Here is a 26039-nt window from a genome sequence, read left to right on the forward strand (position 1 = left end):
CGCGAATTAACCGCGGACTCATTTCCCTTTGTTATTGTGCAACCTGACTGCGGAACGGGCTCACCTAGAAGCCTGAAAGCAAAAACAGGGATATTGCACCATGACAACGCCTCCAATGCGGATCGTGCACTGCGTCCGCGCGCCGGTCGGCGGGATTTTCCGTCATGTCCGCGATCTGGCGCGCTGCCAGGAAGCTTTAGGACATAAAGTCGGCCTCATTTGCGACAGCACAACCGGCGGCGCCTTTGAGGACGCCCAGATTGAAGAACTGCGCTCATCATTGTCCCTGGGGCTAGCCCGTTTCCCGATGCGCCGTCAACTGACGGTCCAGGACTTCTCGGCGACCCGCGCTCTTTACCGCCATATCAGAGATCTGAAACCAACGGTACTGCATGGCCATGGCGCCAAAGGCGGTGCCTACGCCCGGTTGATCGGCACATTTCTCGGGCTGCGGGGCCAAAGACCTGTTCGCATCTATTCGCCGCACGGGGGGAGCCTGCATTATCACCCGCACCGGCTCGAAGGCCGCATCTACCACACGCTTGAACGCCTTTTGGGACGGGTTACGGATGGCCTGATATTTGTCTCTGACTATGAAAGCGCCGCTTACGAGACCAAGATCGGCACTGCCAGTGCCACAAATCGCATAGTTTATAATGGTCTTTCGAAGCAGGACTTTGAACCGGTGACAGCGAATGACGATGCTGCGGATTTCGTTTTCATTGGCATGCTGCGAGATCTCAAGGGACCTGACCTTTTTATCGAAGCACTTTACAATCTGCGCCTAAAGCTCGGGAAAGCACCGTCAGCCATCCTTGTTGGAGATGGACCGGACGAACCGCGGTACCGTGAAATGGTCGAAAAACTCGGCTTGACCGGATCGGTTACCTTCACTGGTCCGATGAAAGCACGCGAGGCCTTCAAGCTTGCGAAAACGGTGGTCATACCATCCAGGGCAGAGGCCATGCCATACATCATTCTCGAGACGGTCGCCGCGCAGCGCCCCCTGATCGCAACCCGAGCCGGCGGGATCCCGGAGATTTTCGGCAGGTTTGCGAACCGGTTGATCGAACCTGGGCAGATCACGCAATTGACCCTTGCCATGGAAGACGCCTTGGCAACCCCCGAGAGAAAACAGGCAGAAGCCATTGAAATGCGGCCCTGTCTTGCGGAAACCTTTTCCACGGACTTGATGACCGATCGGATCAATTCGGTCTACATGGATGCGCTCGGCATTGCCCCCAGTGAAGCCCCGGTTCAACAGCCCGAGCTCGCGGCCAAGCAAGTCTCTGCCATCTCTTCTGTCTATGCGAGATCGAGCCAGCAGTAATGAGCGAACCCGCATACGATAGAGCCGAACAGGGAGCGGCGGCAAGCGCACCAACGCCTGCCGCTCAACCGGGCGTCAGAGGTCATCTTGAGAACCGCCTGCGCCAATCTCCTTTGGCATCAAGAGACGCGACCAAAATCTCGTTTGAGGATTTTGCGAATACCAGTCTTTCGCTTGATGCGCTCGATATTGCCCAGAACCTCGGAAAGCGCGGTATTTCCGTTCCGGTTCTTGGCGGCACAGTCCGGTTGATAGACGTCCTGATTATTATTGTTTCGGCAACGATTGCACTGTTAATCGGGCCGGGCGCCAGCAGTCTGACAGGTATCCATGCGCTCGCCGCAGGACTGGCAGTCCTCTTCACACTCGCCTTCTTTCAGGCCTCCGATGTCTACCAAGTTCCGGTCATGCGTCAGCGATTGGCCCAAATCGGCCGGGTCTCGGCGGGCTGGACGCTGGTCTTTGCGATGTTTGCTGTTTTGCGCACGGCAACGGGTCTTGGGTCCAGTGTCTCTGACGCCTGGATCGGCGCTTGGTACAGCATGGGCCTTGTCGGCCTTTGCCTCTCCCGGCTTATACTCTCACGACTGGCGCGGAACTGGACGAGATCCGGAAGCCTGGAGCGGCGTGCGATCATCGTTGGCGGCGGCACGGCTGCCCAGGAACTGATCCACGATCTGGAAGCGCAACAGGACAACGACATACGCATCTGCGGGATCTTTGACGACCGGTCGCCGCCGGTCGTAGCCGGCTACCCGAAACTCGGCAACATCAGCGCTCTTGTTGAATTTGCCCGCCTTGCCCGCATCGACATGCTGATTGTCTGCATTCCGCTGCGCGCTGAAAAACGTGTTCTGGAGCTTTTGAAAACCCTATGGGTTCTCCCGGTCGATATCCGCCTGTCGGCACATACCGACAAGGTGCGGTTCCGTGACCGGGGCACGTCCTTCATCGGTACCGTGCCTTTTGTGGATGTGGCTGAAAAACCGATCGCCGATTGGGACATGGTTGCCAAGAGGATCTTTGACGTTGTGTTCTCTGTGATCGCAATTGTTTGTCTCGCACCGGTGATGATTGGCGCGATCATCGCCATCAAGCTGGACAGCAAAGGCCCGGTCATCTTCCGGCAGAAGCGGTATGGATTCAACAACGAGATCATTGAGGTGTTGAAGTTCCGGTCCATGTACACAGACATGGCCGACCCGGATGCGAAAAAGGTGGTGACCAAGGGCGACCCCCGGGTGACCAAGGTCGGGCGCATTATCCGCAAGACGTCGATTGATGAGCTGCCGCAACTCTTCAATGTTCTTGCCGGAAGCTTGTCGCTCGTGGGCCCCCGCCCCCATGCTGTCAACGCTCACACCAACAATGAGACCTGGGACGACGTGGTTGACGGCTACTTCGCGCGCCACAAGGTCAAGCCGGGGGTGACCGGCTGGGCACAGATCAACGGCTGGCGCGGGGAAGTCGACACGCCTGAAAAGATCCAGAAGCGTGTCGAATGCGATGTCTACTATATCGAAAACTGGTCGATCCTGTTTGATCTGAAGATCCTGTTCCTGACACCACTGAAACTCCTGAATACGGAGAACGCCTATTGACCGTCTGGGCCGCCCATGACGGGCGGGCGCTTGTGGCCCCGCCGCTCTTCGGCCTGTCGGTCAGGTCGCTGGGCAATGGTGCCTTGTGGCTGGCGGCCTTTCTGTCAGCTTTCGTGATTGAAGAACCGGCTCCCTATGAACTCTATATGGTGGCACTCACCGTCATCTGGCTGGCATGCGGGCTCAAGCTGCGCCGCGAGTTTGCACCGCTGATCGTGCTCATGATGGTATTTACCGCCGGCGGTCTGGCCTCGGTGCCGCTCGCAGAGGATTTCGGCGATGCGCTCATGTACGCTGCCGTCTCCGGTTTTCTTGCGATCACGGCAATCTTCTACGCCGCAATCTTAAGTGACAAGCCCGAACGCAGCCGGATCATTGAGCGCGGCTACATCATCGGAGCGGTAATTGCTGCCCTCTTCGGGATCGCCGGCTATATGAATCTTTTTCCTGGAGCCGAGTATTTTACCCGCTTCGAACGCGCTCGTGGCACCTTTCAGGACCCCAACGTTTTTGGTCCGTTTCTGGTTCTGCCAACCCTACTCCTCATTCTAAGGTTCTTGCGCGGACCCGCCTTGCGCAATCTTTACGTCTTACTGCCACTGAGCGTTCTGCTTACGGGGATCTTCCTCAGTTTCTCTCGCGGCGCCTGGGGTGTGTTGCTTGTATCCCTGATGCTGCTTTATGCGATCCAGCTCGTGACCGAACAGGATCTTGCCCGCCGGGGCCGCTTGATCCTGATCGGTATGGCCGGGGTTTTCTTCTGCGCGATACTTCTAACAGTGGCTCTTTCCTTCGATACTGTTTCAGACATGTTCGCCCAGCGTGCCCGCCTTGTGCAGGACTATGATGGTGGACGTCTCGGCCGTTTTGCCCGGTATGGCCTCGGCTTCCAGATGGTGATGGAGCACCCGCTCGGCCTTGGCGCGCTGGAGTTCGGCAAGATTTTCGGTGAAGACGAACACAATGTTTATTTGAAGGCCTTTACAACCTACGGCTGGATGGGCGGCATTGCCTACATCGTCATGGCCATATGGACGGTCTGTGCGTTCCTTCCGCTGATCTTCAAATCCCGCCCGTGGACCCCGTTCGTACAAGCTGTTTTTGCGGTTTTTGTCGCGCACTTGTTGCTTTCCGTCGTTATCGACACCGATCACTGGCGGCATTTGTTCATGCTTTATGGCCTTGCCTGGGGGCTGATTGCGGCGGACAAGCTGGAACGGTGCCGTCGGAAACGCCGGAACAGGCGGAATTCCCAATTGGTTTGACACCGGGACCTGGTTCGCAATGATCCCTGTTTTCCGGGCGCCAATCCCGGCGGATACGACAAGCTGGGCAAAACCACCGCACGCCTGCCAACAAGCATCTTGCGCGTGCTTTGCGAACGCGATAGTTAGGGCCTGTTCGGGCAGTAGCGCAGCCTGGTAGCGCACTTCACTGGGGGTGAAGGGGTCGTCGGTTCAAATCCGGCCTGCCCGACCAACAAAATCAATAACTTATCTTCGATTTTGTGAAGTGGGGGTTTGAACATGTGTTCAAATCTGCCGCGATAAACCCTGCCAAAACCAGGACGACACCCCCCCAACTCCGGTCGGATAATCGGGCCATGAACCACGATTATCGCGCTGCCTACAAAGGCACCGGCTGCGCCTTCATCTCCCGAACGATTGCGACCTGGGAGTTCCAGACCGCCCCAGTCAGCCTCCAAAGCAAACTCTCGGGCCTCCGCGAAGTCTTCAACTTTGAACTGCCAAGGACCTCTGTGCTGTTTGTAGCTTTGCGGAATTGCGGTGCCTGTCCAAGCGTGCTTTCATAAGTCTTACCTTAAGGCATCTACGACGCTCAGAATGATACAACTGCGGTCAGACGAATTGTCCCTCCGACCTCAAACGCAATTATGCCTGGGAGATAATACGAAAAAATTCTCAAATAGTTGAGCGGAGGCGGTAGGAACAGCAATCAAGCGGGGAGATACTATGTGCATTATCTGCGGCAGCCCGATAGCTGACTTCTCACTAAGCTATAACTCGGATGGAAAGAAAACAGGCAGCTTGAGTTGGACCGCTGAGCGCACGCAAGGCGATTTCAACATTGTCAGTGACTACGTGCTCTACAGCCCGCTCCCCAAGTGGGGGACAAGCGGAACCCCAGGCACATCTGGCGGTGAAGTTTCCTGGAGCTTTGCAACAACGACGTTGACCGGAACAGCCGGTGGAACTGCCTACGCTTCCGATGCCGCGATTACGGACCCGAATTTTCAACAAGCGGTGCGCGATGCATTTGATGCGTGGGCGCAAGTGGCCGATATCAGCTTTCGGGAAGTGACAGATGCAAGTTCTGTCCAAATCAGATTTGCAATGGACGCAATCGACGGCCTGAGCAACACGCTGGGGTTTGCGGACTCTCTGTTTTCCAGCAGTGACGGTGGAGCCACCTATACAACAGATTCCGTCCAAGTCATCTTTGACACGGCAGAAAACTGGACCACAACGGCTTTCCTGAGTACGGCAATCCATGAAATCGGACACGCATTGGGGATTGGGCACAGCGAGGATCCGAACGCGATCATGGCTGCTGTGGTCGTCAACGAGAATTATGGCACGTCACTGACGCAGGATGACATCAACGCCGTCCAGGCGATCTATGGGGCGGCGACGACGACCCCAACAACTCCGACGGTAACGATCCCCGAAGTTGATTTGGGGGTTTACCGCTTCTTCAACAGCTCCACCGGCACGCATTTTTACTCAGCAAATCACACTGAAGCCGTTTCAATCAGCACCAACCTGGCGCAATACAGCTATGAAAGTGTTGCCTATAAAAGCGTGAACAGCACCGATGCCAATGCGGTCGAGTTCTACCGTTTTTACAATACGGAAACCGGAACCCATTTCTTCACGGCGAGCGCCGCAGAAAGGGATTCCGTAATTTCCACGCTCTCGCAGTTCAATTACGAGGGTGTCGCCTATCACCTTCACAGCACGGCGGATTCAGACGACATTGCACTTTATCGTTTCTTCAATACGGACACCGGCACTCATTTCTACACCGCGAATGAGGCCGAAAAAGACAATGTGATCGCCACCTTGTCCCAGTACAATTATGAAGGGATTGTTGGGTACGTTGATGTTGCATAGGTGACATACCGACTGCTTGAGTAACTGAACGAGAAACTGGTTTCATGGCTGGATCTGAAGGACGGCTACTTGGCGTTCAGGCATGAATGACACGCGTGGTGTGGCTCTTGTTCGGTACTGCCCCATATTTGACTTATGATGCACACACCTCAATCGCTTCACCTCCGGAAACCAGGATGGCTGGGAATCGCAGGTTCAGCAGTTGTCGCGCTTTTGGCCATTTTGTCTTCTGCCGCCGCAGCACTCGAACAGCCGAGTTACGAGGTCCTCTCGTCCGATGGCCCAATCGAGATCCGGCGGTATAAGAATACGGCTGCCGCAGAGGTAACCGTTGCGGGCGATCGAAGCGCCGCGACCCGCAAGGCTTTCAGGATTTTGTTCCGCTACATTTCTGGCGATAATCAAGGCAGCAACAAAATCGAGATGACAGCCCCCGTCCGCCAGCAAGCGGAGCCGGCGGAAATTGCAATGACCGCCCCGGTCACGCAGCAGCAGGCTGGGAATGGAGAGTGGCGTGTCGCTTTTTACCTGCCATCAGAATACACGGTGCGCACTGCGCCACGGCCGAATGATGATCGGATCAGGATTGTAAATGTAAAAGGAAAGAAGGTCGCCGCCATCCGGTTTTCCGGCATGTGGACCGATCGAAACTTCAACCGGCATTTGCAGACATTGGAGAAACATCTATCTGACAACGGCTTAGAGGCAGCTGGAGCGACCGTTTTCGCCTATTTCAATGCGCCCTTTACACTGCCGCCCTTCCGGAGGAACGAAGTTCAAATTCCCTTATCCCGATAACATCTGTGAGTGTTGCATCGGTTTCTAGAGCGGGTCGGCTATCAGCCAGGCACCCGTTACTCTCAGGCCACCTCGCGTCCTTTTTCCAAGCGCCCGAGAAAATCCGACAGCCACGCTATTTCTTTCAGGTAGACTTCCATGCTGAGTGACGCAAGTTCCATCAAAAGGGTTTGCGGGTCCGGATCATCGAAGCCGGTTTCCAGCAAAAAGGTCTCGTATTCCTCATGAAACCGTTCCGGCAATTGCATTTGAGCCCCCCGTTCTTCCGCCATCGTTTATTGAGACAGCGCCTGTAGCAGGCGTGAGCCGACCTTAGGAGAGCCGCCGCGCCCGGCCTCATTGTCAATTCTGTCCTTTCCTCACAATCCCCAGCCGATGTCCTCACATGGGCCCCGGACCTGCGGAAAACACGTTCGGCGGGTGGTTTCAAATCCTTTTCGCTTGTATTTCTCAAAACCACTGAACGGCCTTGCGAATCGCAGCGGGTGCCGTCCCTACCTGTCAAATTACCCAGAGCCCAGAATGAGCCAGACATCCGATCTTGAGTTTGATCCCCTTTCCGATGCCTTCGCACAGGATCCCCACCGGTTTTATGCAGCGTTGCGGGCCAAAGAGGGGTTGACCTATTTTGAGGACTTTGATGTCTGGCTGGCCGCGCGATTTGACGATGTCTCTGAAATCGTGATGAGCGAACACATGGTCCGGTCCATGGAGCATATCGCGAGCGCCGAAGAGATTGAAAAACAAAAGCGCGACGGCAACTGGCACGACATGCCGCACCATTCGCGCTTCGTGCAGTTTTCCCTGCTCGACAGCGACGGCGAGGTGCACGACCGGCTGCGCAAACAGGTGTTCAAACTGTTCACCCCGGTGATGGTCAACAAGCTCCGGGACGAGATCCAGACCTACGTCGACAGCCTTGTAGACGGTCTGGCCGACCGCGAGGAAATCGACTTCATCGAGGCTCTTGCCGCCCATGTTCCAGGGCATATCATCGGGCGCATTCTTGGCGTTCCGGACGCGGACTGCCCTCAGCTGCGCATCTGGTCGGAGAACATTGTTCAGTACTTCGACATCGACCGGTCTGACGAGCGCAAGGAACTGGCTGAGCGCAACACGACTGAGTTCTATCACTACCTTTCGGATCTGAAGCGCCAGCGTGAGGCTGCCCCGAAAGATGACCTGATTTCGGTGATGATCGAGGCCCAAAAAGCCGGCCACATGAACGAGGACGAATTCATTTCAACAGCGATGCTGATCCTGATGGCCGGGCACGGATCGACCATCGACGTTCTGGGCAGCGGTATGCATGCGCTTTTGAAGTTCCCGGATCAGATGCAAAGGCTGCGGGACGATCAAAACCTGATGAAAACGGCGGTTCAGGAAATGTTCCGGTATGAATCGCCCCTCCCCTTCTTCCATCGCTATGTGACACAGGACATGGAGGTGTGTGGCCAGAAGTTCGAACGCGGCACTAAGTTCGGCGTACTTTACGGCTCCGCCAACCGCGATCCAAAGCAATTCCCGGACGCGGATACTTTTGACGTTGGTCGGTCGCCCAATTGGCACATCGCCTTCGGCCGCGGTGCCCATTTCTGCCTAGGCAACCATCTCGCCCGGCTCGACATGGACATTATCTTCTCAACTCTGCTGCGCCGGTTTTCCAGGATTGAACTTGCAGCGGAAGATGTCCGCTACAAGCGCGGATTGTCGGTCCGGGGGCCGGAGGCGCTGAAAATTCGCTGGTCGCCTGCCTGACAAAAACAGTAGTCTGATTGCATTCAACCGGGTTACCCCGGCCGCTCAAAAGAACAAGGATTTTCATCCTCATGCGCTTTGCCAAAGCAGCTTCGATTGCCGCACTTGCTGTATTGTCAGCTCCAGCCATTGCCGACACGATCGAGCTCGGCCCCCGTCCCTACTACCTTGTTGACAAAATGGCCGAAGGACCCTTGAAGGACAAGCTGGAGGCCTGTATCGGCCAACCGCTAAAACGCACCGAGTTCTCCATCGGCCACCGGGGCGCGGCGCTGCAATTTCCTGAACACACGGTGGAAAGCTACAAGGCGGCGGCCCTCATGGGCGCAGGCATTCTGGAATGCGACGTCACCTTTACCAAGGACAAGGAACTTGTCTGCCGTCACGCCCAGAATGATCTGCACACCACCACCGATATACTGGCAACGGATCTGGCAGAAAACTGCACGAAAGGCTTCACCCCGGCGGATGGCAGCAATAAAGCCTCTGCAGAATGCAGGGCCTCTGACCTGACGCTTGCCGAGTTCAAGACACTCCAGGGCAAAATGGACGCTGCCGACAGGAGCGCCACGACCGTTGACGCCTATATGGATGGCACAGCGGGATGGCGCACAGACCTTTATGCGGCAACAGGCACATTGATGACCCATGCGGAATCGATTGACTTATTCAAGGACCTCGGTGTGAAGTTTACACCGGAGCTCAAATCGCCGTCGGTGGATATGCCGTTCGACGGTTTCAGCCAGGAAGACTACGCGCAGAAACTGATCGACGACTACAAGGCCGCCGGTGTTCCGGCCTCTGATGTCTTCCCCCAGTCGTTCAATCTCAATGATGTTCTTTACTGGATCAAGAACGAGCCGGAGTTCGGAAAACAGGCTGTTTTCCTAGATGCCCGCTTCCGTCAGAACGGGTTTAGCCCAATGGACCCGGCTTCCCTGTCTCCAACGATGGAAGAAATGAAGGCGATGGGCGTCAACTACATTGCACCCCCGCTCTGGGTGCTATTGACGCTGGAGGACGGGGAAATTGCAGCCTCCGCCTATGCACTTGCGGCCAAGGAGGCAGGGCTTAATCTCATCACCTGGACACTGGAGCGATCCGGTCCGCTTAATACAGGCGGTGGCTGGTATTTCCAGACGGTCAAGGATGCAATGGACGGCGATGGCCGCGTTTATGAGGTGGTCGATGTCCTTGCGCAGGAGGCCGGGGTCGTGGGGCTTTTCTCCGACTGGCCTGCCACGACGACCTTTTACGCCTCCTGCATGGGGCTGAAATAGGTGGTGTTAAAGAAATTGCCTTTTTTGAGAGATGTGCGCAGCACACGCAAAATTGATGCTTTTTTCTAGCGCGCGCTTCGTTAAGATCTCCTGGATATTTCGTCCGTAAGGTATCGCTCCATGAAGATTTTCCCGATCCCGAGCATAGATGCTCAGGTGTTGATGGAGCGGAACGCGCCTATTGCCGGTAACTCCATCCTGGAAATGATCGTGCGCGCGGCTGTCGCTGCCGGGCTGCCCGCTGAAGAGTGCAGACTTCTGCAAACCTCCACGGAACATGATATCCGGGTGCTGTGTGGCAACTACCATATCCTGGTGACCCAGACCGTGCCGTTTGAAGCGAACGCCTTGCTAAAAACCGCATTGAACAGCTCCTCTGTCCAGAGCAACTTTCCGGAGGCCGCAGACATTGTCGCAGCGACAACTGACTACACACAAGTCTCGGTTCAAAAGGGCATCATCCCAATTGAGGCCTTTCCTGAAGGCGCAATGCAGGAGATTGGCAAGGAGGTCGCAACCTTCGGCAACAGCCGTGAAAGCGAGACGGCGATGGCGATTGTCAAGGCAATTACCGCCAGCGTGGAGGCCGCCTCATCTCCCTCCGCTGTTTTTTGGGCGCCAAGTTTTTTTCTTATGACGCCAGACACGTTCAAGCTGATTTCCGATGAAGACACGCCGCTTCTTCTTTATGTTCACCCGCACCTCTACAGCGAGAAGTCTCCACTGACTGGTGAAAAGCTCGTTGGCGTAATTGGATCGGGTGCAACGGCCGTGATTGGCTACGCAGTGGAATTCAAACCCTGCAATCTGCCAACCGGTTACCTCATTGAACGGCTCTATTCTTTCATTGGGTTTACTCTCAAACGCGGCAAGATCTTCCAAAGCGGTGATGTTTTCGGAACCGATGAGAACGAAAAAATCCAAGTGCTTCATCACCCGCCACAAGACGGCGGCGCGCCGCGCATTGAGCTGAAGGTCGTCCACAATCCATCTTTGGGTATCGAGAGAGAGCCTGTCCCAACCATCTACAAGGAATACAACAACGAAGGTGAACTGACAGGTGAACGCGTTGACGGTGGCGAAGAGGTCGTTCTTGATCCGGATGACCCGATCGACGCTGCCATTCTGGAACAACTCAACCGGAAGAAGGCTTCGGACACTGCCCAGGCCGCGGCGCTAAACCGCACAAAACCGGTACGCCGGGCGCCCTTGGCGTCTTCAGCAGAAGCTTCACAGCCTGATGATGCGCAGCATCAAGGCCTGCTGCATGCAGTCAGCAAGGACAAACCGACCGTTGAACTGGCTTCTGATGGATCAGAGACTGTATCGAGAAAGCGGTCATCCATGGATGAACTGCGTCAGATCGCGCTTGCAGCGCAACAAGAAAAAGACGCTGAGCAGCCGGAGAAGGGCCGAGGGTTTCTTGGACGGCTTTTGAAGCGCAAGTAGATTTCAGCGCGCGCGGTCCAACGTGCGCTTGCATTCCAGCAGCTCGAACAAAGTGGACTGAAGGCGGCGGATATCTTCTTTCGAGATCGCCTTTGCAGAACTTGCGACCGCACTCTCGGGCTTTTCACCCCGCAAGCGGCTCAAAATACCAAAGCCGCTGCCACCCTGCCCCTCAGCAGGTTTGTCGGCTTCACCGTCGATGACATCATGCGGCACCGATCCTGTGGGCATTGCCCCACTGACCGTTTCGCCGTGTATCGTTTCTTCTGTCAGAGGAGCCGGTGCTGAAGACTTGATTTGCTGGTTGACGATGAGCGGATCGGCATCCTCGCGCCAGATCTGCATGACGAATTTCGGACCCTGCTCCTTCAGAATCCGCTGCACACCCTTGATGGTGTAACCCTCACCATACAAAAGATGGCGGATTCCCTTGAGGAGCTCAACGTCATCTGGCCGGTAATAACGGCGGCCGCCGCCCCGTTTCAGCGGTTTGATTTGCGAAAAGCGGGTTTCCCAGAAACGCAGCACATGCTGCGGCAAATCCAAATCCTCAGCGACTTCGCTGATGGTGCGAAAAGCGTCTGGGCTTTTGTCCTGTGAGCTCATGCAACCCGTTAGCTGCCGGTCAGGGCGTCGTTGATCCGTTGTTTCAAGACATTCGATGGCTTGAAGACCATCACACGGCGTGGGGAAATCGGAACTTCCTCGCCGGTCTTCGGGTTGCGGCCGATGCGCTCCCCTTTAGAGCGGACGACGAACGACCCGAAGCTAGACAATTTTACCGATTCTCCTGTCACGAGACAGTCGGAAATTTCGGAAAGAACGCGCTCCACCAATTCCGAAGACTCGGTCCGAGAAAGACCCACCTTCTGATAAACGGCTTCACACAGATCCGCTCGGGTAATAGTCCGGTTGCCCATAACCCCTCCTCAGGACGCCATTGATCTGGCTGATTTTACACAGAAACTCTACAGCAGGCTCTCACGGTATTGCCTCAAAGGGACCCGGTCAACAGGAAGTCTTAATCGGACTGCGATTTGTTTCTTGCACCGTCAGAAATACTTACCAGCGCAAAAGCACAGAGCCCCATGTAAATCCACCGCCCATCGCCTCAAGCATGATGAGATCGTCTTTTTTGACACGTCCGTCCCGAACGGCCAGATCCAGCGCCAGCGGAATGGAGGCTGCGGACGTGTTTCCGTGCATCTGAACGGTGGTCACGACCTTCTCCGGCGCGATCTTCAGCTTCTTCGCACTGGCGTCGATAATGCGTTTGTTGGCCTGGTGTGGAATAAACCAGGTCAGATCCTCGGACGTCATGCCCGTGGCGGAGTATGCATCTTCAATCACATCCGTGATCATGCCAACGGCATGTTTGAAGACTTCCTTGCCTTCCATCCGTAGATAGCCAACCGTCTGGGTCGAAGACGGCCCGCCATCAACAAAGAGCTTGTCCTTGTGACGGCCATCCGAGCGCAAATGCGACGTGAGAACACCCCTGTCGGACGTATTGCCTTCGCCAACTGACGCTTCGACAACCACAGCCCCAGCGCCGTCACCGAACAAGACGCACGTGGTCCGGTCGTTCCAATCCAGAATTCGGGAAAAGGTCTCTGCGCCAATTACAAGGCAGCGTTTGGACATACCCGCGCGGATATAGGCGTCTGCTGTCGTGAGTGCATAGACGAAGCCTGAGCAAACCGCATGGACGTCGAATGCAAAGCCATGGTTGATGCCGAGACGGGCTTGCACGGAAACGGAGGTCGCCGGAAACGTGTTGTCCGGCGTCGCTGTCGCCAGGATGATCGTATCGATGTCGTCTGCTTTCCTGCCGGCGCTTTCCAGGGCACGCAGAGCGGCTTCGACTGCGAGATCCGAAGTCACCTGCCCTTCAGCTGCGACATGGCGCTGCTGAATGCCGGTGCGCTGAACGATCCAATCGTCCGAAGTGTCGACCATCTTGGCCAGATCGCTGTTGGTCAGGATTTTTTCCGGCAAATAACTTCCGGTACCAGTAACGATTGAACGGATAACGCTCACAAATCACCTTCCGATGTCGGCGCCGCTTCAGCGAAGCGCCCGCGATGGTAATGCACAAGATCTTGCGCGATCTTGTGCGTCAGTTCGTTTTTCACCATGTCGTAAGCCAGATCGATGGCCGATGCGAACCCTTCCGCATCCGTTCCGCCGTGGCTTTTGATGACAATGCCGTTGAGGCCAAGGAACACCCCGCCGTTGACCTTGCGCGGGTCCATTTTCTCGCGCAGCAGGTCAAAAGCGCCCTTGGCAAATAGGTAGCCGAGTTTCGACATAAAAGTGCGGTTCATGGACGAGCGTAGGTAACTGCCGATCTGTTTGGCTGTTCCTTCTGCCGTCTTCAGCGCGATGTTGCCGGCAAAACCTTCGGTGACAACAACATCGACCGTGCCGGCTCCCAGATCATTGCCTTCGACGAAGCCGGAGTATTGCAAGGAGCGTAGCGGCGTTTCGCGCAGCAGGCGTCCCGCCGTGCGCACCTCTTCCAGTCCCTTGACCTCTTCGACGCCGATGTTCAGGAGGCCAACAGTGGGTTTTTGAATGCCGAACAGCGCCCGCGCCATTGCTCCACCCAAGATGGCAAAATCAATCAACTGCTGAGCATCTGCGCCGATGGTCGCGCCAACGTCGAGCACAACGGATTCGCCCCGCAAGGTTGGCCAAATGGCCGCAATCGCCGGACGCTCGATGTTGGCCATTGTCCGCAAGCAGAACTTGGACATGGCCATCAACGCGCCGGTGTTGCCAGCGGAAACAGATACGGCAGCATCGCCGGTTTTCACAGCCTCAATGGATTTCCACATGCTGGACTTCCACCGCCCCTGGCGCAGCGCCTGACTGGGCTTGGTGTCCATCGCGATGGAGACTTCGCAGTGATGAAAAACGGAGGCATCGCGCACGCGAGGATATTTGTCGAGAAGCGGACGGACGACGTTTTCATTGCCATACAGCAGGAACCGGATATCTGGATGCCGGACAAGCGCAATTTCAGCGCCCGGGATCACGACCTCGGCTCCGTGGTCGCCTCCCATGACATCAAGTGAAATCGGAATCGTTTTCGCCATTTAGAAAGTCTTTAAACGTTTACCGGCAAGGCGGAGATTGCCTCGCTGTCACAGATGTTGAACCGGTCCCTAAGGGGTCTTGAACCGGGCGCGAACATAAAGGTTTTGGCTGAGGTGACAACCGTTTTCCTGCCAATGCATGGCAGCTTGCACGAAAAAGCGCCCGCTTACGCGTCGGTAATCGCAGGCCCATCCCGTTTGGCTTTATTTTTGGGGCGGTTCTTTCAATGCGCTGAGTGCGGCAAATGGAGAGGATTTGCCGGTTTCCTCAATTGGCTCTGAAGGATCAGCGTCTTCCTCGCCTCCGTCAAACTCGACACCGGGTCTACGCGGAAACGGATCAAGCGCAAGCGCAAGCTCTTCACATATGACATTGCCAAGGTCGAGCACGCCGTCGGTTATGACATCGGGCGGATCCAGCGATTCAAGATCAATCTCGATTTCACCATCCTCGTTGAGATCGCGGATTTTCCGAGGCCGGCTGGAATGCGGCTCAAAAGTCCGGTCGATGTCGAGTTTCAGTTCCTGGACGAATGGCTCCAAAGAAACGACGCAGGTCTGCTCCAGTTCTACCGTGATGTGTCCAGCAACCCGCAGTCCGGCTTTCCGGTACGGCTTTAGAACAAGATCTGCGACAAGGCTTTTGACGCCATCGAGGTCATAGGCTTTCGCAATCGCAGCCCGGTCCCCCTCGTTTGCCGTCACGGTTATTTTCTCATCCTTGTCCACGACCCGCGCCGCGTTCACCTTATGGCTGTAAGGAAAGGTTTCATTGGCCATGTCTTTTGAGGCTCGTCTTTTTGTTCATTTTTCCGACAGGAACGGTGCAGGATCCGGCCAACTGATGTCACCGTTCAAAAGGTCCTGCGTATCTTGCCCCGTCAGCTCTGCAGCGGCAGCGATGACATAGCGAGCAAGACTTTCCTGAGCAATCGGCTCTTCTTTGTCCGTGTAGATATTGCGGCCAAGGGCCTGCGCGAGGTCCTCTGCGTTTCCGGCTTCAACGGCTGCCATGTAAGCATCCGCGCGGCCAAAAAACGCCTCGCCCATCTTCCGGACTTTCTTGGGAACGCGTGTATCGCTTACACCCATTTCGCGCAAGGACGCATCCATGTCCTGAAAGAAGAGATCAAAGACATCCTGCGTGAACTCGGCGACCTTCTTGCCTTCACCCTGCATGCGCTTAAAATAAAGGACAGCGTGCAATACGATGAGGTCGAAACGCCCATCTATTGTGTCGGGGACAAGAAAATCCGTGTAAAAAACGGGCTGCCGTGCTTGAGCCACGATTTCACAGTAGGTTTTGTGTTCGGCGTCACGAGATCTGCGGCGGAACAAGCCGAGGATCATGGCGGTCTCCTTAGAATTCAGGTGTTGCCTTGTGCCCTATCCCACGATAGTGACTTTGCCAAGCAACGAAATTGACATACAGCCGGACTGATCTGGCATTACGGGACTTCATAGATGAACCTCAAGGCTTGCGCCCTGTTACTTCCCCTGATGGCAACTCTGCCCCTTGGTGGCTGTTTCACATCTACCTACACGCACGGCCATGTCATCACGTCCAACATGATGAGCCAGGTTCAAGTCGGCTCGAGCCGCGAACAGGTAGAACTTGTTTTGGGTTCGCCGTCGACCAGGTCAAGTCTTGACGGCGATGCGTATTACTACATCTCGCAAAAAACCGCGACGACAGCCTTCCTGGCACCCGACATCGTCGAACAGCGGGTTGTTGCCGTCTACTTCGATGAAGACGGCTTTGTGAAGGACATGGGCAACTACACCCTTGAAGATGGCAAGATCGTCGACATTGTGACCCGGACAACCCGCACCGGCGGCGCAGACTACGGCTTCCTCAGCCAGATCCTCAAGGGCGCGGCGAACCCGGGCCTGGGTCTATAAGCCGCACGCTTTTTGGATAAAGAAAAAAGCCCCGGTCACTCGACCGGGGCTTTTCTGTTTTCTTGGCTTCGATGCCGATCAGTGCGCAAGAACCGCGAGCAGCAAGAGCGCCACGATGTTGGTGATCTTGATCATCGGGTTCACCGCGGGACCTGCAGTATCCTTGTAGGGATCCCCCACGGTATCACCGGTGACAGACGCCTTGTGCGCTTCGCCGCCCTTCTGGTGCGTCACACCGTCTTTATCGGTGAAACCGTCCTCAAAGGACTTCTTGGCGTTGTCCCATGCCCCGCCCCCGGCGGTCATGGAAATCGCCACGAAGAGACCAGTGACGATCACACCAAGCAGCATCGCACCGAGTGCAGCAAAAGCATCCGCAGGTGTTGCCACCGCACGCACCACAAAGAACACGACAATTGGCGAGAGAACCGGCAGCAGCGACGGGATGATCATTTCCTTGATCGCCGCCTTTGTCAGCATGTCAACCGCCCGGCCATAGTCCGGCCGTTCCGTGCCTTCCATGATGCCCGGCTTTTCCTTGAACTGGCGGCGGACTTCCTCCACCACGGCCCCTGCGGCCCGGCCCACAGCAGTCATCGAAATGCCGCCGAACAGATACGGCAGCAATCCGCCAAACAACAGACCGGCAACGACATACGGGTTGGACAAGGAGAACAGGGTGTCCACGGAGATGCCGTAGAAGATCGACCCTTCCTGCGCATTGGCGCTGAAGAACTTGAGATCTTCCGTGTAAGCAGCAAACAGCACCAGGGCCCCAAGACCGGCAGAACCGATCGCATAGCCCTTGGTCACTGCTTTCGTGGTGTTACCAACCGCATCGAGCGCATCTGTTGTGGTCCGGACTTCTGCCGGTAGATCCGCCATTTCAGCAATACCGCCGGCATTGTCGGTCACCGGGCCGAACGCGTCGAGCGCGACGACCATCCCCGCAAGCGCAAGCATCGTCGTCACCGCGATTGCGATGCCGAAGAGCCCGGCAAAGGCATACGTCGACAGAATGCCAACGATGATGATGATTGCCGGAAGCGCTGTTGCCTCAAGGGAGACCGCAAGACCCTGGATCACGTTGGTTCCGTGTCCGGTTACAGAGGCCTGCGCGATGGACTTCACCGGCCGGTAGTCTGTACCGGTGTAGTACTCCGTCACCCAGATGATGAGGCCAGTCACGATCAAACCGATCACGCCGCAGATGAAGAGATCGAACCCGGTGAAGCTTGCGCCGCCGGAGGTCGTATACTCGGTCCCTGCGCCCAGCCAGCCGAAGACGATGATGGCCAGGGCAACCGCAGACAAGACGGCTGTGGCGATAAAGCCTTTGTAGAGCGCGCCCATGATGGAGTTGTTTTCGCCGAGTTTGACGAAGAACGTTCCCATTATGGACGTGACCACGCAACTGGCTCCGATCAGGAGTGGCAACAGCATCAACTCGGTTGCCTGGGCACCGGTGAAGAAGATCGACGCCAGAACCATCGTTGCGACCACGGTCACAGCATAGGTTTCGAACAAGTCGGCCGCCATACCGGCACAGTCGCCCACGTTGTCGCCGACGTTGTCCGCAATGGTCGCCGGGTTGCGCGGATCGTCCTCCGGAATACCCGCTTCCACCTTGCCGACAAGGTCACCGCCGACATCCGCACCCTTGGTGAAGATGCCGCCGCCAAGACGGGCGAAGATGGAAATCAGAGATGCGCCGAAACCGAGCGCCACCAGCGCATCGATCACCACCCGGTCACTGGCCGCGTAGCCCATCGGACCAGTGAGGATCATGTAGTAGACGGCGACGCCCAGAAGCGCGAGGCCGGCAACCAAAAGGCCGGTGACAGCACCGGCCTTGAAAGCAACTTCCAGTCCCGCACCCAGGCTTTGGCTTGCGGCCTGGGCGGTGCGCACATTGGCCCGGACAGACACCATCATACCGATGTATCCGGCGGCCCCGGATAACACGGCCCCGATGAGGAAACCGATCGCAGCAGGTCCGGAAAGCAGGATCCATGCAAGAACAAAAACAACAGCACCGACAATGGCAATTGTTGTGTATTGACGGTTAAGATATGCGCTGGCCCCCTCCTGGATCGCTCCAGCAATCTCCTGCATGCGGGCGTTCCCCGCGTCCGCTGCCATAACGGACTGAATTGCCCATGCGCCGTACGCGATGGACAAGAGGCCACAAATAATGATGACGACAAGCTCGATCATGCTTCCTCCCAAGGCTGTGGCGGGCGGTGTTGTTGTAGTTTTACCCGCCATATCGCCTCACACCTGAATTCCCCAGCGTGAAGCAACTGCACGATAGCAGCAAAGCAGCGCGGGGCGTCAAGCACTTCGATTGTATTATTTCTATATGCCGTTGCGTCATTAACTTGCGCAGCGCAGCAATTATGCTGCAATGGCGAAGTGAATTTGCGCAGAGACTTTAAGCGGTTGTAACGGCTTTTCTTTCTGCCAATGCGAGCCAGATCAACAAACCGATGCACAACACAACGAACGGGAACACAAGGATGTTGACCGTCGCCCAGCCGAACGCGTTGAGAAGCGCGCCGGACGAGAAGGACGCTGCCGCAACGAATCCAAAGACGAGGAAATCATTAACGGCCTGAACGAGATTGCGCTCTTCCGGACGATACGTATCGGTCAGCATGGCCGTTGCACCGATAAAGCCGAAATTCCAGCCGAGGCCGAGGAGGATCAAAGCCGTCCAGAAATGGGCGAGCTCCAGCCCCATGAGGGCGACTACGGCACAGCCGGCCAAAAGCGCCAAACCAATCGAGACGATGCGTTCCTTGCCAAATCTCGCAATAAGGCTGCCGGTGAAGAAGCTTGGACCGAACATGGCCAGAACATGCCATTGGATTCCAAGCGCAGCGTCCGTTTCGCTCAGTCCGCAGCCGATCATGGCAAGCGGTGTTGCGGTCATCACAAGGCTCATCAAAGCGTAGGAGCAAATGCCACATGCTGCCGCCACGATGAAGCGCGGCTGTTTCATGATTTGCCCAAGTGGCCGTCCACCAGCCTGCTTGTGGCTTTGACGCGGCGGCTTCGGGATCTTGATAAAGGCCAGCAAAAACATTGCGATCAAGGCGAGGCCGGCCTGTGCGACATAGGTTCCGGCAAACAGGATCGGCGCAAACATGTCCTTGGTGGCAATGACGGTTTGAGGTCCGACAACACCGGCAAGCACCCCACCGGCTAGGACCCACTAGATCGCCTTGGGTTTGAAAGCATCACTCGCCGTATCGGCGGCGGCAAATCTGTATTGCTGGACGAAGGCTCCTGCGAAACCACCCAAACCGCAAGCAAAGGAAAACAGCAGAAAGTGGTTCAGCAGCACGGCGTAAGCGGCAAGCAGACCAGAGGCAACACCCACCATGGCGGAACCCATAAACCCGGCCCGGCGGCCGAAGCGCCGCATGATGATTCCGGCGGGAATCGTGCCAAATGCGGTTCCGAGAACCATGGCGGATACTGGTACAGTCGCCAACGCCTTGTCTTCGTCGAGCATCATGTACCCGACCAACGATCCCGTCGTGATTACGATGGAGGCGGATGCCCCTCCAAGCGCCTGGGCCAGAGCAAGAAGAACGGCATTTCTTTTGGCCAAACGGTCGTCGACAAAGGCGTCTTGCGCAACAGCAGTCATCAATCAGGATCTCAAACGGGACAAGGCCTCAGGGCGTGATCGCCTTTGGCATGGGAAAGACACCTTGCCTATCACGCTTGCGGGAACTCGCAAAGCACCGCGGCGCCTTTTTCGATCAAGTTGAAGCAGGCCCTCTTAGAAGTGCCTGAAACCGTTCTGAAGATCGGCAGATACGGGAACACCGTTGTCGAGCAGATCAACTTTCCCCTCACCCTCCACGACCTTGCCGACGGCAGTCACGGGGCACCCGAGCTGTGAAGCTTCCGCCGAAAAGTCCTGCGAAACGGCTTCAGGAACTGAAACCAGAATCTCGTAGTCGTCGCCGCCATTTAGACACGCGAAAAAGACGTCCGAAGCCGCGATCTGCAGATGGGTCAGCGCAGGTGACAACGGCACTGTTTCCAGATTGATCTGAATGGTGGAAAAGCTCGCCGAAGCCATATGGCCTGCGTCCGACAAGAGACCGTCGGAAATGTCCATGGACGCGGTGGCGTATTTGACAATCAAGGGCGCCAAACGGGTGCGCGGCCTCGGCAGCAGATAGCGATCGAGGATGTGCGCCTCGTCACTTGCTGCAAGAGTGGTTGTGGTTGCAAAACCGCTGTCGAGCCGTGCCTTCAGTCCCGCGGCGGCATCGCCGATCGTGCCCGTTGCAAACAAGATATCACCGGCTTTGGCACCGCAGCGGCGGACGGCTTGTCCGCTTGAGACTTCACCTATTGCGGTAATAGACACCTGCAAGCCATTGGAAGATCGTATGGTATCACCGCCAAGGAGTTGAATATCGTAAGCGGCCTGATCGGCAGCCAGTCCCTTGCAGAAGCGCTCGAGCCAATCCGCCGTCCAGCCTTTGGGCAGCGCGATGCCGAGAAGATAACCGCGCGGTGTGGCTCCCTTTGCTGCCAGATCGGAAAGATTGACTCGCAAAGACTTGGCTGCAATGGCCTCCGGGGCATCTTCGGCAAAGAAGTGAACATCGGCGGCCAGAACGTCTTTTGTCAGAACGAGATCGAAACCCGGCCGGGGCTTGAGAACCGCAGCATCGTCCGTCAAGCCAAGACTGCCAGGATCTTTTGCCAAGGGCGCAAAAAACCGCTTGATCAGTTCAAACTCTCCGGGCCGGTCGGCGGCCATGTTCAGGCCTGTCCGTCCGCGTCCTTGACGTCGAATTCCGGGCTTCGCAGCTCGTGGGCTAACCGGTCCAATACACCGTTGACCAGTCCCGGTTCATCATCCTCGAAGAACGCTTTAGCAACATCGATATATTCGGAAATGATCACCTTGGCCGGCACATCCCTGCGCCGCAGAAGCTCATAGCCTCCAGCGCGCAAGATGGCCCGAAGCAGGCTGTCGATCCGCTTGAGCGGCCAGTCTTCCTTTAAGGCAGTATGGATGTAGGGATCCAGAAACTTCTGGTCCGCAACAACGCCCGCCAGGATGTGCTTGAACCATTGCTCGTCGGCGTCGCGATACTGTTCGCCGTCGATTTCCTTGCCCAAACGAAACGCCGTGTATTCGCTCACAACATTGGTCAGCGGTGCGCCGCCAATATCCATTTGATATAGAGCCTGAACGGCAGCCAGACGGGCAACGCCACGCTTGTTGGCGGGGCGGGTTGCGTTGTCGTTTTTGTGTCGTGCCGGTTTGTCCGGGTCGGCCTTTCCGGTCATTTTTCTTATACTCCGAAGCGTTCGCGCAGGGCGATCATGTCAAGAGCTGCCTGAGCCGCTGCTCCGCCCTTGTTCTTGTCGCCAACTTTTGCGCGGGCCCACGCTTGCTCGTTGTTTTCGACTGTCAGAATACCATTTCCGACAGCAAGATCCGCATCGACGATCAAGTCCATGATCACGCGGTTGGATTCATTTGCCACGATGTCGTAATGCGTGGTTTCCCCGCGGATCACCACACCCAGAAGAACAAAGCCATCGTAGAGCGCGCCCTCGTTCTCCATGGCAGTCATGGCCATCGACAACGCTGCCGGGATCTCCAGAACACCAGGGACGGCCACACGCTCATAAGTCGCACCCGCAGCTTCTAGCGTTGCGATAGCGCCTTCGGCGAGGGAATCAGCGAGGTCGTCATAGAAGCGGGCTTCAATGATCAAGAGTTTCGGTGCAGCGCTCATAGCTTGATCCTTTGTAAGGCCGCGACAGGAACCACGTCTGCCCCGGTTTGTCCAGTGTCATTCCTGCAAGACCGTTAAGACCGGACGGCATAGCTGCCATCTGGTTCCGCCGATCCGATGTGCTCGGGTCCAGGCTTCAGATCTGCTTGAAAGTGTTGGGACCGTCCCCTACCCGGTCTTGGTGAATTCCGCAAGACGTGCCGCATAGCGCGCCATCATATCCACTTCCAGATTGACGAGGTCCCCGGCCTTGCTCTCTGACCAGTTGGTCACTTCCAGCGTGTGCGGGATCAGGAAGACGGAAAACAAAAGACCGTCGACCTCATTGACGGTCAGCGATGTACCGTTGAGTGCCACGGATCCTTTTTTGGCGATGAACTTGGCGACATCCTGCGGTGCACGAAACTGAAAATAGACGCTGTCTGGATGATCTTCGCGCTTGGTGATTTCGGCAACACCGTCAACATGGCCGAGAACCAGGTGACCGCCAAGCTCCGCCCCCATGGTCAGCGAGCGCTCCAGGTTGAGCTTTTGCCCCTCTTTCCAATCAGAGACATTCGTCAACGCCAGGGTTTCGGCGGCAGATTCAACTTCGAACCAGTTACCGCCTGAACTGTTCTCCTTGGCTGTCACCGTGTGGCAGACGCCGTCGCAGGAAATGGACGCCCCGATATCGAAGCTGTCCGTGTCGTACACGGTCTTGATGCGGGTCCGCTTGCCTGCAGGAATGTCCAACGCGGACTGAATCTCGCCGAGGTCGGTCACAATACCGGTGAACATGTCAGGTTCCACTCTTTCTGAGGTAAGTATATCGGTCGGCCCCAAGGTACCCGGCTCCGATGCGGGCAAATTGGGGGTCGGTCAGGACATTTGCAAGATCAAGGTCATGCAAGGCAGGTATTCCGCCCTCGCCAATCTCGATGTCTCCGGTGACAACGCAAAGATCGTCCACCAGCCCGGCGTCCAGGAAAGAGGAGGCAAGCCGTGCGCCGCCCTCAACCATCACACGGGTCACGCCGCGCGTTGCAAGAGCGCTCAAGATCACATCCGGGTCGATGCCGGAAGGTGTGGCCGGTACGCGGATGATATTGACACCGGCTGCAGCCAGCGCGTTGACCTGATCGGCATCCGCGCCGTTTCCGCATATCAGCCAAACGGGGACGTCCACACAGGTCCGGACAAGCTTGGAGTTGAGCGGAAGCCGGGCTTGCCGGTCGACCACCACCCGAACCGGCGAGCGGGAATATAGCCCCGGCAAACGGCAGGTCAGTTGGGGATCATCGGCCAGCGCGGTGCCGATACCAACCAGGATCGCGTCTGATGCGGCCCGAAACCCATGGACCATACGCATGGAGATCGGCCCGGATATCTTGATCTGGCCTTCCCCTTCCCGGCCAATGAAGCCGTCTTTTGACACCGCAAGCTTTAGGAAAACGGATGGCCGATGCCGGCGCTGCCGGTAGGTGAAACCTCGGTAGAGATCTGTGAGGACCCGTTCCCGGACGCCTGTGACCACCTCAATGCCAGCATCCTGAAGCATGCCGACACCCCGTCCGGAGACACGCGGGTTCGGGTCCAGCATTCCGACAACGACTCGCGACACACCGGCTTCGATAAGCGCCAGCGAACACGGGGGCGTGCGTCCGTAATGCGAACAAGGCTCCAGGGTAACGTAGCACGTTGCGCCTTTGGCCAATTCACCGGCCTGGTTGAGGGCGTTGACTTCCGCGTGCGCCATTCCGGGCCGGGACGTGACGCCGCGGCCCACAAGCACAGGGACGCCGTCGGAGTTTTCCTGAACGATCATGGCGGCGACAGACGGATTTGGCCAAACGCGGCCAAGCCCCCGCCGGGCCAGCCGTTCAGCGGCCGCCATGAACCGGTTGTCGGTTTCTGTAATTGAAGACATAAGCGCGCCGGAAATCAGTCTTTGTCGGAGACCGGTGTCACAGGATCGCTCAGCTCATCGAGGAGAGCTTCGAAATCCTTGGCCTCACGGAAATTCTTATAAACGGATGCGAACCGGACATAGGCCACGTCATCAACGCCCTTGAGCCCTTCCATGACGTGGTTGCCGATGGTCTCGGCAGTGATCTCGCTTTCGCCGGAGCTTTCCAGCTGGCGTACGATGCCGCTCACCATGCGCTCGATCCGCTCCGGGTCGACCGGGCGCTTGCGCACTGCGATCTGAACGGACCGCATCAGCTTTTCGCGATCGAACGGCACCCGGCGGCCAGACCGCTTCAGCACCATCAACTCACGCAGCTGTACACGTTCAAATGTCGTGTATCGGCCGCCGCAGGTGTTGCAGATCCTGCGGCGGCGAATGGCTGTGTTGTCCTCGGTGGGGCGGGAATCCTTTACCTGGGTCTCCTCGCCGCCGCAAAACGGACATTTCATATGTCAAAGCTCCTGACCGAGCCGGTCTTTACCCGTAAATCGGGAACCGTGCTGTCAGTGCTTCTACCTTGGCTTTGACTGCGGCTTCAACTGCCGCGTTGCCATCTTCACTGTTTGCAGCCTTCAAACCGTCCAACACTTCCGTGATCAACAGGCCAACTTCGCGGAATTCCGCAACGCCGAAGCCGCGCGTGGTCGCCGCAGGCGTGCCGAGACGGACACCAGAGGTGATCATCGGCTTTTGCGGATCGTTCGGGACACCGTTCTTGTTACAGGTGATGTTTGCCAGACCGAGAGACTTCTCTGCATCGCGGCCGGTCAGCATTTTAGGACGCAGGTCCACCAGCATCAGGTGCGTGTCGGTGCCATCGGAGACGATGTCCATACCGCCTTCGCGCAGAGTTTCAGCCAAAACCTGAGCGTTTTCACGAACGGCACGGATGTAGCTTTTGAAGTCGTCCGTCAGAGCTTCTCCGAACGCCACCGCCTTTGCGGCGATTACGTGCATCAGCGGACCGCCCTGGAGACCCGGGAAAACCGCGGAATTGATCTTCTTGGAAATCTCTTCCTTGTCGGTCAGCACCATGCCGCCACGCGGACCGCGCAGGGTCTTGTGGGTCGTGGTGGTGGCAACATCGGCATATGGGAACGGGCTCGGATGCTCGCCAGCCGCTACCAGACCAGAAAAGTGCGCCATGTCGACCATCAGATACGCGCCGACCTCATCCGCAACTTCGCGGAACTTGGCAAAATCGATCTGACGTGAGTACGCAGATCCACCGGCAATGATCAAGGCCGGCTTGGTTTCGCGAGCCAAGGCTGCCATAGCGTCATAGTCGATCAGACCGGTTTCAACGTTCAGGCCGTACTGAACAGCGTTGAACCACTTGCCGGAAAGGTTCGGCTTGGCGCCGTGGGTCAGGTGGCCACCTGCATCCAAGCTCATGCCGAGGATGGTGTCACCCGGCTTGATCAGCGCAAGGAAGACCGCTTGGTTCGCCTGGCTGCCGGAGTTCGGCTGAACGTTGGCAAAGCCACAGCCAAAGAGCTTCTTTGCGCGATCGATGGCCAGGTTTTCCGCCATGTCGACGAATTCACAACCGCCATAATAGCGCCGGCCCGGGTAACCTTCGGCGTATTTGTTGGTCAGCACAGAGCCCTGCGCTTCAAGAACAGCACGTGACACGATGTTCTCAGACGCGATCAGCTCGATCTCATGTTGCTGGCGGCCGAGTTCCTTTTCGATGGTGCCGAAGAGTTCCGGATCTGCTTCAGCAAGACCGCGGGTGAAAAAATCCGACTGAACGGATTGATCGGAGGATTCCATCAAAGACATAGCACCATCCTTGTTGTGTTGTTTCGTAGCACGGCTTCAGGGTCCGGGCCGTTTTCAGGGCCAACGCCATCTCGCCATCATGTGGCGTGGGAGTAACACAGCCTTGTGGTGGAACCAAGAGCAACAGCGACGCGGGGCTTCTTGAAACCGGCATGGTTCGGTTTCCT

Annotated in this window: 25 protein-coding genes, 1 tRNA gene and 1 pseudogene; 11 read left to right on the top strand and 16 right to left on the bottom strand. The window is 56.8% G+C overall.

The window, feature by feature from the left end; translation table 11 throughout:
* Nucleotides 1-100 precede the first annotated feature (100 nt).
* The 7 genes from ACQY4Z_RS02815 to ACQY4Z_RS02845 all read left to right on the top strand — a co-directional run bounded on the left by ACQY4Z_RS02815 (nt 101) and on the right by ACQY4Z_RS02845 (nt 6863).
* Entirely contained in the window at nt 101-1330 is a 1230-nt protein-coding gene (locus tag ACQY4Z_RS02815; RefSeq protein ID WP_428526491.1) for a glycosyltransferase, read from the top strand.
* Nucleotides 1330-2931, top strand: a complete 1602-nt coding sequence (locus ACQY4Z_RS02820) for an undecaprenyl-phosphate glucose phosphotransferase (RefSeq protein WP_428526493.1) — start codon at nt 1330-1332, stop codon at nt 2929-2931. Before ACQY4Z_RS02815 ends, ACQY4Z_RS02820 begins: the two co-directional genes overlap by 1 nt.
* Nucleotides 2928-4196, top strand: a complete 1269-nt coding sequence (locus ACQY4Z_RS02825) for an O-antigen ligase family protein (protein ID WP_428526495.1) — start codon at nt 2928-2930, stop codon at nt 4194-4196. Before ACQY4Z_RS02820 ends, ACQY4Z_RS02825 begins: the two co-directional genes overlap by 4 nt.
* 137 nt (nt 4197-4333) lie before the next feature.
* A tRNA-Pro gene (locus tag ACQY4Z_RS02830) sits at nt 4334-4410 on the top strand.
* A gap of 124 nt (nt 4411-4534) precedes the next feature.
* Complete coding sequence (locus ACQY4Z_RS02835; RefSeq protein ID WP_428526497.1) at nt 4535-4744, top strand: hypothetical protein; 210 nt, start codon at nt 4535-4537, stop codon at nt 4742-4744.
* 235 nt (nt 4745-4979) lie between these two features.
* Nucleotides 4980-6065, top strand: a complete 1086-nt coding sequence (locus ACQY4Z_RS02840) for a matrixin family metalloprotease (RefSeq protein WP_428526499.1) — start codon at nt 4980-4982, stop codon at nt 6063-6065.
* Nucleotides 6066-6278: 213 nt separating this feature from the next.
* The gene (locus tag ACQY4Z_RS02845; protein ID WP_428526501.1) at nt 6279-6863 is read left to right on the top strand and encodes an SOUL family heme-binding protein; all 585 of its coding nucleotides are present in this window, start codon (nt 6279-6281) and stop codon (nt 6861-6863) included.
* A gap of 62 nt (nt 6864-6925) precedes the next feature.
* Here ACQY4Z_RS02845 and ACQY4Z_RS02850 read toward each other — a convergent pair whose 3' ends face one another.
* A complete protein-coding gene (locus ACQY4Z_RS02850) occupies nt 6926-7111 on the bottom strand; it encodes a hypothetical protein (RefSeq protein WP_428526503.1) in 186 nt (61 codons plus the stop codon).
* A gap of 274 nt (nt 7112-7385) precedes the next feature.
* Here ACQY4Z_RS02850 and ACQY4Z_RS02855 point away from each other — a divergent pair, with 274 nt between their 5' ends.
* From ACQY4Z_RS02855 to ACQY4Z_RS02865, 3 genes are all read left to right on the top strand, one after another.
* A complete protein-coding gene (locus ACQY4Z_RS02855; RefSeq protein ID WP_428526505.1) occupies nt 7386-8621 on the top strand; it encodes a cytochrome P450 in 1236 nt (411 codons plus the stop codon).
* A gap of 71 nt (nt 8622-8692) precedes the next feature.
* Entirely contained in the window at nt 8693-9901 is a 1209-nt protein-coding gene (locus ACQY4Z_RS02860) for a glycerophosphodiester phosphodiesterase family protein (RefSeq protein ID WP_428526507.1), read from the top strand.
* A 120-nt stretch (nt 9902-10021) separates the two neighbouring features.
* A complete protein-coding gene (locus tag ACQY4Z_RS02865) occupies nt 10022-11350 on the top strand; it encodes a hypothetical protein (RefSeq protein ID WP_428526509.1) in 1329 nt (442 codons plus the stop codon).
* 3 nt (nt 11351-11353) lie between these two features.
* Here the strand turns inward: ACQY4Z_RS02865 and ACQY4Z_RS02870 are convergent, their stop codons facing one another.
* The 6 genes from ACQY4Z_RS02870 to ACQY4Z_RS02895 all read right to left on the bottom strand — a co-directional run bounded on the left by ACQY4Z_RS02870 (nt 11354) and on the right by ACQY4Z_RS02895 (nt 15801).
* A complete protein-coding gene (locus ACQY4Z_RS02870; RefSeq protein ID WP_428526511.1) occupies nt 11354-11956 on the bottom strand; it encodes a MerR family transcriptional regulator in 603 nt (200 codons plus the stop codon).
* 8 nt (nt 11957-11964) lie between these two features.
* Nucleotides 11965-12270: an integration host factor subunit alpha gene (locus ACQY4Z_RS02875; protein WP_040451807.1), complete on the bottom strand. Its 306-nt coding sequence runs from the start codon at nt 12268-12270 to the stop codon at nt 11965-11967.
* Nucleotides 12271-12412: 142 nt separating this feature from the next.
* On the bottom strand, nt 12413-13390 hold the full coding sequence (locus tag ACQY4Z_RS02880) for a beta-ketoacyl-ACP synthase III (protein ID WP_428526514.1): 978 nt from the start codon (nt 13388-13390) through the stop codon (nt 12413-12415).
* Entirely contained in the window at nt 13387-14451 is a 1065-nt protein-coding gene (gene plsX, locus ACQY4Z_RS02885) for a phosphate acyltransferase PlsX (protein ID WP_209177536.1), read from the bottom strand. The genes ACQY4Z_RS02880 and plsX overlap by 4 nt, the downstream gene beginning before the upstream one ends.
* Nucleotides 14452-14655: 204 nt before the next feature.
* Nucleotides 14656-15231 carry a YceD family protein gene (locus ACQY4Z_RS02890; protein ID WP_428526516.1) on the bottom strand — a complete coding sequence of 192 codons (576 nt, stop codon included), beginning with the start codon at nt 15229-15231 and terminating at the stop codon, nt 14656-14658.
* Between the two features lie 24 nt (nt 15232-15255).
* Complete coding sequence (locus ACQY4Z_RS02895; protein WP_428526518.1) at nt 15256-15801, bottom strand: ubiquinol-cytochrome C chaperone family protein; 546 nt, start codon at nt 15799-15801, stop codon at nt 15256-15258.
* Nucleotides 15802-15915: 114 nt separating this feature from the next.
* On the opposite strand from ACQY4Z_RS02895, the gene ACQY4Z_RS02900 reads away from it, so the two are divergent.
* Nucleotides 15916-16353 carry an outer membrane protein assembly factor BamE gene (locus tag ACQY4Z_RS02900; protein ID WP_428526520.1) on the top strand — a complete coding sequence of 146 codons (438 nt, stop codon included), beginning with the start codon at nt 15916-15918 and terminating at the stop codon, nt 16351-16353.
* A 78-nt stretch (nt 16354-16431) separates the two neighbouring features.
* Here the strand turns inward: ACQY4Z_RS02900 and ACQY4Z_RS02905 are convergent, their stop codons facing one another.
* From ACQY4Z_RS02905 to glyA, 9 genes and pseudogenes are all read right to left on the bottom strand, one after another.
* Nucleotides 16432-18570: a sodium-translocating pyrophosphatase gene (locus ACQY4Z_RS02905; protein ID WP_306146763.1), complete on the bottom strand. Its 2139-nt coding sequence runs from the start codon at nt 18568-18570 to the stop codon at nt 16432-16434.
* Between the two features lie 217 nt (nt 18571-18787).
* Nucleotides 18788-20011, bottom strand: a pseudogene (locus ACQY4Z_RS02910) (MFS transporter).
* A 135-nt stretch (nt 20012-20146) separates the two neighbouring features.
* Nucleotides 20147-21145 carry a thiamine-phosphate kinase gene (thiL, locus tag ACQY4Z_RS02915; RefSeq protein ID WP_428526522.1) on the bottom strand — a complete coding sequence of 333 codons (999 nt, stop codon included), beginning with the start codon at nt 21143-21145 and terminating at the stop codon, nt 20147-20149.
* Between the two features lie 2 nt (nt 21146-21147).
* Nucleotides 21148-21681 carry a transcription antitermination factor NusB gene (gene nusB, locus ACQY4Z_RS02920; protein ID WP_428526524.1) on the bottom strand — a complete coding sequence of 178 codons (534 nt, stop codon included), beginning with the start codon at nt 21679-21681 and terminating at the stop codon, nt 21148-21150.
* 5 nt (nt 21682-21686) lie between these two features.
* The gene (gene ribH, locus ACQY4Z_RS02925; protein WP_209173509.1) at nt 21687-22136 is read right to left on the bottom strand and encodes a 6,7-dimethyl-8-ribityllumazine synthase; all 450 of its coding nucleotides are present in this window, start codon (nt 22134-22136) and stop codon (nt 21687-21689) included.
* Nucleotides 22137-22304: 168 nt separating this feature from the next.
* Nucleotides 22305-22916 (bottom strand): riboflavin synthase, encoded by a 612-nt coding sequence (locus ACQY4Z_RS02930; RefSeq protein WP_428526527.1) that lies wholly within the window; start codon nt 22914-22916, stop codon nt 22305-22307.
* 1 nt (nt 22917) lies between these two features.
* On the bottom strand, nt 22918-24045 hold the full coding sequence (gene ribD / locus ACQY4Z_RS02935; protein WP_428526529.1) for a bifunctional diaminohydroxyphosphoribosylaminopyrimidine deaminase/5-amino-6-(5-phosphoribosylamino)uracil reductase RibD: 1128 nt from the start codon (nt 24043-24045) through the stop codon (nt 22918-22920).
* 14 nt (nt 24046-24059) lie between these two features.
* Complete coding sequence (gene nrdR / locus ACQY4Z_RS02940; RefSeq protein WP_133950560.1) at nt 24060-24536, bottom strand: transcriptional regulator NrdR; 477 nt, start codon at nt 24534-24536, stop codon at nt 24060-24062.
* Nucleotides 24537-24564: 28 nt separating this feature from the next.
* Nucleotides 24565-25872 (bottom strand): serine hydroxymethyltransferase, encoded by a 1308-nt coding sequence (gene glyA, locus ACQY4Z_RS02945; RefSeq protein ID WP_422024387.1) that lies wholly within the window; start codon nt 25870-25872, stop codon nt 24565-24567.
* Nucleotides 25873-26039: the final 167 nt, after the last annotated feature.

Source organism: Roseibium sp. (genome assembly GCF_965276855.1).
Taxonomy (GTDB): Bacteria; Pseudomonadota; Alphaproteobacteria; order Rhizobiales; family Stappiaceae; genus Roseibium.